This is a genomic window from Sandarakinorhabdus sp. (assembly GCF_031430775.1).
Classification (GTDB): Bacteria; Pseudomonadota; Alphaproteobacteria; order Sphingomonadales; family Sphingomonadaceae; genus Sandarakinorhabdus.
Map to the genome: position 1 here is coordinate 1 of NZ_JANPCD010000043.1, position 6,230 is coordinate 6,230.

Annotated in this window: 6 protein-coding genes; 3 read left to right on the forward strand and 3 right to left on the reverse strand. The window is 67.0% G+C overall.

What is annotated here, in order from left to right; all coding sequences use genetic code 11:
• Positions 1-19: 19 nt before the first annotated feature.
• The 3 genes from RMQ73_RS02395 to RMQ73_RS02405 are packed head-to-tail and all read right to left on the reverse strand — an operon-like array spanning position 20 to position 3,745.
• Positions 20-304 (reverse strand): DUF427 domain-containing protein, encoded by a 285-nt coding sequence (locus tag RMQ73_RS02395; protein ID WP_310496386.1) that lies wholly within the window; start codon positions 302-304, stop codon positions 20-22.
• Between the two features lie 11 nt (positions 305-315).
• The gene (locus RMQ73_RS02400; protein ID WP_310496391.1) at positions 316-1,809 is read right to left on the reverse strand and encodes a chorismate-binding protein; all 1,494 of its coding nucleotides are present in this window, start codon (positions 1,807-1,809) and stop codon (positions 316-318) included.
• A 43-nt stretch (positions 1,810-1,852) separates the two neighbouring features.
• Positions 1,853-3,745: a SurA N-terminal domain-containing protein gene (locus tag RMQ73_RS02405; RefSeq protein ID WP_310496387.1), complete on the reverse strand. Its 1,893-nt coding sequence runs from the start codon at positions 3,743-3,745 to the stop codon at positions 1,853-1,855.
• 87 nt (positions 3,746-3,832) lie between these two features.
• Between RMQ73_RS02405 and tpiA the strand changes: the two genes are divergently transcribed.
• From tpiA to RMQ73_RS02420, 3 genes are all read left to right on the forward strand, one after another.
• Complete coding sequence (gene tpiA / locus RMQ73_RS02410; protein WP_310496388.1) at positions 3,833-4,558, forward strand: triose-phosphate isomerase; 726 nt, start codon at positions 3,833-3,835, stop codon at positions 4,556-4,558.
• 71 nt (positions 4,559-4,629) lie between these two features.
• Positions 4,630-4,941, forward strand: a complete 312-nt coding sequence (gene secG / locus RMQ73_RS02415; RefSeq protein ID WP_310496389.1) for a preprotein translocase subunit SecG — start codon at positions 4,630-4,632, stop codon at positions 4,939-4,941.
• Positions 4,942-6,225 (forward strand): MFS transporter, encoded by a 1,284-nt coding sequence (locus RMQ73_RS02420; RefSeq protein ID WP_310496390.1) that lies wholly within the window; start codon positions 4,942-4,944, stop codon positions 6,223-6,225. It begins immediately after the preceding gene.
• Positions 6,226-6,230 lie beyond the last annotated feature (5 nt).

A 6,230-nucleotide genomic window follows, 5' to 3' on the forward strand; every position in this document is an offset into this window, starting at 1 on the left:
GTTCGCTATCTGCCGCGCGTTACGGCGTGACCTTGACGCCCTTCCAAAAGGCAACGCGGCCCTTGATTTCGGCGGCTGCGGGCTTGGGGTCGGCGTAATACCACACGGCGTCCTTGTTCTGTGCGTCGCCGGCGGTGAGCGTGTAATAATTGGCGGTGCCCTTCCAGCCGCAGACGGTCGTGGTGGTGCTGGGCGTCAGCATCGCCGGATCGATGGCGGACAGCGGTAAATAATGATTGCCTTCGACAACGACCGTGTCGGGCGTGTCGGCGATGATGGTGTCGTTCCAGATGGCGCGCGGCATGGGGGTCTCCTTTATTGGCCGAAGCCGGGTTTTCCGGCGGCGGTGAGGGCTTCGCGCGCTGCGGCCATCAGCGCGCCGGCCTTGGCCTCGCATTCGCGCTGTTCATAGGCCGGCACGCTGTCGGCGACGATGCCGGCGCCGGCCTGGACGTGCATGACGCCGTCCTTGACCACGGCGGTGCGCAGCACGATGCAGCTGTCCATGTTGCCGTCGGGGCTGAAATAGCCGACGCCGCCGGCATAGGCGCCGCGTGCCTCGCCCTCAAGCTCGGCGATGATCTGCATGGCACGCACCTTGGGCGCACCCGACACGGTGCCGGCCGGAAAGCCGGCCAGAAACGCATCGACGGCATCCACGCCCGGGGCCAGCCGCCCACGCACGTTGGAGACGATATGCATGACATGGCTGTAGAATTCGACACCGGCGCGGTCGGTGACGGTGACGGTGCCGGGCACCGATACCCGCGCCGTGTCGTGCCGGCCCAGATCGAGCAGCATCAGATGCTCGGCCTGTTCCTTGGCATCGGCAAGCAGGCTGGCCTTGTTGTGCGCATCCTCGACGGCGTCACGCCCGCGTGGACGCGTGCCGGCGATGGGCCGGATGGTGACATCGCCGTCGCGCACTCGCACCAGGATTTCCGGCGACGACCCGACCATGGCAAAGCCGGGCAGATCAAGGAAATACAGGAACGGCGAGGGGTTGATGCGGCGCAGCGCCCGATAGAGATCCATCGGCGGCAGCGGAAAATCGAGGCTGAAGCGCTGCGCCAGCACGACCTGGAAAATGTCGCCAGCCATGATGTATTCACGCGCCTTTTCGACCATGGCGGCATAGCGCGCCGGCGCCACAGCCGGAACCGGGGTGCCGTCGGGCAGGTCGGTCGCCGCCCGTGCAGCAGCCGGCAGCGGCTGGGCCAGCCGCGACTGCGCCAGCTCTATGCGGGCCACGGCGCCGTCATAGGAAGCGGCGGCATCGGAGGGCGCGGCACCATCGGCGAAAATCGGCGCCACGATGAACAGTTCGTCCTTCAACCGGTCAAAGACCAGCAGCAGCGTCGGGCGCACGAACACCATGTCGGGCAGGCCGATAGGGGAGGCGGCATTGCCCGGCACACTGGGTTCCACCAGCCGCACGGCCTCATAACCGATATAGCCGACCAGGCAGGCCAGCGCCGGCGGCAATTGCGGCGGCACATCGGCGCGCGCGGCAGCCACCATCTCGCGCAGCGCGGCCAGTGCCGGGCCGGGCATTGCGGCAAAGGCGCTGCGGTCGGTCTGCCAGTGGCGGTTGACTTCGGCGCTGTCGCCGGTCGCGCGCCAGACCAGATCAGGGTCGAGGCCCAGCAACGAATAGCGGCCGCGCACCTGCCCGCCTTCGACGGATTCGAGCAGGAAGCCGCCATTTTCCGGCGTGCCAAGCTTGAGCATGGCCGATACCGGCGTGTCGGTATCGGCGACAATGCGCGTCCACAGCAGCAGTGAGCGGCCAGCGCCAAGCACCGCCATGCCATCGGCGCGCGCCGGGCTGATATCGCCGAAACCGCCCAAGTTACGGCGCTTCCACGCCGCTCAAACGGTTCTTGATGGCGGTGATTGTCGTGTTGTTGCGGTTGCTGCCCACGGCGCGGACGCTGGCGTTGGCAAAGGCTTCGGCAGCTTCGGCAGGCAATTGGCTGGCGATCTCGCGGCGACTGGCTTCGATGAGGCCCGGCACTGCCTTGACGTCGCCCGGTATGATCTGCGCGACATGGATCAGCACCCAGCCCTGCGGCGACGGCAGCAGTCGCACCGTGCCTGCCGGCGTCGACAGGAACGCCTGCACGACCTGCGGCACCGGCTGGCCCTGCACGATATCGATGCGGCGGCCGGCCAACGGGCTGGGCGGCTTCAGGCCCTGTGCGGCGACGGCGGCGGAAAAATCGCCGCCCTTTTTCACCGCTGCGATAATGGCGTCGGCCTTGGCCCGGCTGGATTTCAGTGCCTTGTCCTGCGCGGCGCCGGCAATGACGATGGGGCGAACCGCAGCCAGCGGCTCGGGCGCAGCGACCTGGACTTGCGTGGTTTCGACCACCACAAGCCGGCCGCCGCCCAGATCCTCGACCACCGGGCCATCGGCGGGTTCATGGCGAAAGGCCTTGGCGGCTATGGCCAGTGCATCGCCGGCGAGGCGCGGCGCGGACGGTGACAGGCCATCAAGCGTCACTGCCGGTTGCAGTTGTATGGCAAGGCTGTTTTCGCGGGCGATGTCGGCAAAGCTTTGTCCGGCCTCGACGCCGTCCTCGACCTTGGCGACCAGCGCGGCCACGGCATCATCGATGGCGCGATCCCGCAATTCGGCGAGAATCAGCGGGCGCACCTGTGCCAGGGTCTTGCCCGATCCGCCGATGCCGGCGACGCGCACGACGTGCCAGCCGAAATTGCTCTTGATCGGCTGGGTGATACCGCCGACCGGCAGGGCAAAGGCCGCAGCGGCAATAGCCGGATTGGTGGCCTTGCCGAAGCCGGCCTGATTCTGTTCGCCCAAATCGATGTCGGCGGCGGCAAAGCCTGCGATGGCCTGAGCGGCGGCGGCAAAGCCATCCTTGGCCGCAGCGGCAGCAATCGCCTTGGCCTTGGCCTCGTCCGGCACCACGACCTGTTCCAGCTTGCGCGTCGCCAGACCGCCATAACGGGCCGGGTCCTTGGCAAACGCCGCCGCGATCTTGTCGTCTGCAACGGTCACCTTGGCGGCAATGGCTTCGCGGTCGATCAGGGCATAGCGCAGCGCCCGGCGTTCGGGTACCGTGAAGAGCAGCTTGTTGGCGGCATAAAAGGCGGCAATCTCGGCTTCCGTCGGCGGCACGGCAACTGCCGGCGGCACGATGGCGACACCGCCGCGATAGGTGTCCACAAGCAGCCGCGCATAAGCAGCAGCAATGCCGTCGGGCACCGACAACGCGCCGGTGACCGGCTGAATGAGCTGGCGGCGCACCAGGTCGCCCGCGATGCCGGCGCGCAAATCCTTGTCCGACAAACGCTGTTCCGCCAGAACCCGGCGATACGTGGCGTCGTCGAATTTGCCGCCCGACTGGAAGGCCGGAATGGCGGCGATTTCGGCGCCCACGGCGCGGTCAGAGGCCGATACGCCGGCAACGCGCCCCAGTTCTTCCATGGCGGTCTGGCCGATCAATTGGGTGGCCAGCGTTTCGACGCCGCCTTCGCGGGCGACCTGCGCCTGGGTGGCGGCGGGATTGCTTTCGCGGATGCGCCGCACGGCCCGGTCAAAGGCCTGCAACAGATCAGGCTCGGTAATGGTGCGTTCCCCGACCTTGGCGATGGAGCCGGCCGGTGCGCCGCCGCCCAGCGGATCGCCGACGCCCGTGACGGCAAAGGCCACGAGGATCAGGCCAAAAAGCACCAGCACAGGCCAGCTGCTGAGTGAACGGCGAAAAAATGCGAGCATCGAATTTCCGGGCAATGAAACAGGCGGCGGGTTGTAACGGGGCTGGCGGCTTGCCACAAGCGGCGCCGTAATCTGGAGACATGCGTCATGCCAAGCTTGATCGTCGGCAACTGGAAAATGAACGGCCTGGGCGATGATGTCGCCGAAATCGCTGCCATGGCCGGGGGCAACACCGGCCGTGCGCAGCTATGGGTAGCGCCGCCGTTTACGCTGATCGACCGCGCGGTCATCGTGTCGGCCGGGCAGATCCGCATCGGCGGGCAGGATTGCCACGGCGCGCAGGCCGGCGCGCATACCGGCTGTGTGTCGGCCATGATGCTGGCCGATCTGGGGGCGCATTTCGTTATTGTCGGCCATAGCGAGCGCCGTGCCGATTGCGGCGAGAGCGATGCCGATGTGCGGGCCAAGGCAGGGGCTGCCCATGCAGCGGGCCTCGAGGTGATCTTGTGTGTCGGCGAAACTGCCGTGCAGCGCAGCGAGGGCCAGGCCGATGCGGTCGTGGCCGGCCAGCTTGCCGGATCACTGCCCGACAGCGCCGAAGGGCTGATCATCGCCTATGAACCGGTATGGGCCATCGGCACCGGCACCGTGCCGACTCCGGATGATGTGGCAGCCATGCACGCCGTGGTGCGCGGCGCATTGACGGCGCGCTATGGTGCGTCGGGGCATGGCGTGCGCATTTTATATGGCGGCTCGGTCAAGCCTGACAATGCGGCCGCGCTGCTGGGTGCGGCCGATGTCGGCGGCGCGCTGGTGGGCGGCGCCAGCCTGACGGCGGCCAGCCTACTGGCGATTGCTGCTGCTGCTGGGTAGGAGGTGCTTGCGGTTCGGGGTTGTGGCCGCTACATGCGCAGCCTTGCCGACATGCTGAAAGCGCTGCGTTCGTGATCACCTTCTTCCTTGTCATCCACACTCTGATTGCTGCCGCGCTGGTTGGCGTCATCCTGCTGCAACGCTCCGAAGGCGGCGGACTGGGCATTGGCGGCGGCACCGGCGGCGGCCTGATGACGGCGCGCGGCGCGGCCAATCTGCTGACACGCTCGACGACGTTCCTGGCGGCGGCCTTCATCGGCTCGTCGATCCTGCTTGCTGTGCTGGCCGCCGGCACCAACAAGGTGAAGGCCGTGGACACCAGCCTTGCGGCGCCCGCTGCCGCGCCGGCTGCGCCCCCCGCCGGCGTACCGCTCGCCAAATAAGTGGCGCTGGGCCGACCTGGTCAGATCCGCCAGATCATCGGCGGCAGCGCCGGCAATCTCGTCGAATGGTATGACTGGTACGCCTATTCGGCGTTCGCGCTGTATTTTGCGCCAAGCTTTTTCCCCAAGGGCGATGATCTTGCCGCCGCGCTGAACACCGCCGGCATCTTTGCCATCGGTTTCCTGATGCGCCCCATCGGCAGCTGGCTATTGGGTTCCTATGCCGATGTGCGTGGCCGCAAGGCGGCGCTAACGCTGTCGGTGGCGATGATGTGCGCCGGATCGCTGATGATCGCCTGCGCGCCGACCTATGACCAGGTCGGGCTGGCGGCGCCGCTGATCCTGCTGCTGGCGCGGCTGGTGCAGGGGCTGTCGGTCGGCGGCGAATATGGCGCATCGGCCACCTTCATGAGCGAGGTATCGTCACCGCGCTGGCGCGGGTTTCTGGCGAGTTTTCAATATGTGACGCTGGTGGGCGGGCAATTGCTGGCGCTGGCGCTGCTGGTGCTGTTGCAACGCACGATGCCTGAGGCCGACCTGAACGCATGGGGCTGGCGCATTCCGTTTGTCATCGGCGCGCTGTGTGCCGTGCTGGTCTTCTGGCTGCGGCGCTCGCTGGTGGAAACCGAGGCGTTCGAAAAGGCCGCTGCCGGCCATATCCCGGCGACGCAGCGCGACCTGCTGAAACGCCTGATGGCGCATCCACGCGCGCTGGCCATCGTGCTGGCGCTGACGGCGGGCGGCAGCCTGTGTTTCTACACGTTCACCACATACATGCAGAAATATCTGGTGCTCAGCGCCGGCTGGACCAAGGCGGAGGCGACCAATGCTTCGGCGCTGGCGCTGCTATGTTATATGCTGATGCAGCCGATGTTCGGCGCCTTGTCCGATCTTGTCGGGCGGCGGCCGTTGCTTATCACTTTCGGCGTGCTGGCAACGCTGCTCACGGTGCCGGCGATGACGGCGCTTGGCCAGTCGCAGCCGGGCCTGGAGGGCCTGCTGCTGATGATCGCCGCGCTGGCGGCGCTCAGCTGCTACACCGCGATTTCGGGTGTGGTGAAGGCCGAGATGTTCCCGGCGTCCATCCGCGCGCTTGGGGTGGGCATGCCTTATGCGGTTGGCGTCGCCATCTTTGGCGGCTCGGCCGAATTTGTCGCGCTGGCGTTCAAGGACGCTGGCATGGAATCGGGTTTCTTCTGGTATGTCAGCATCATGGCCGCCATCGCGCTGGTTGCGGCCTTGTCCTTGCCCGACACGCGGCGGGCCAGCATGATCGAGGATTGAGCCGC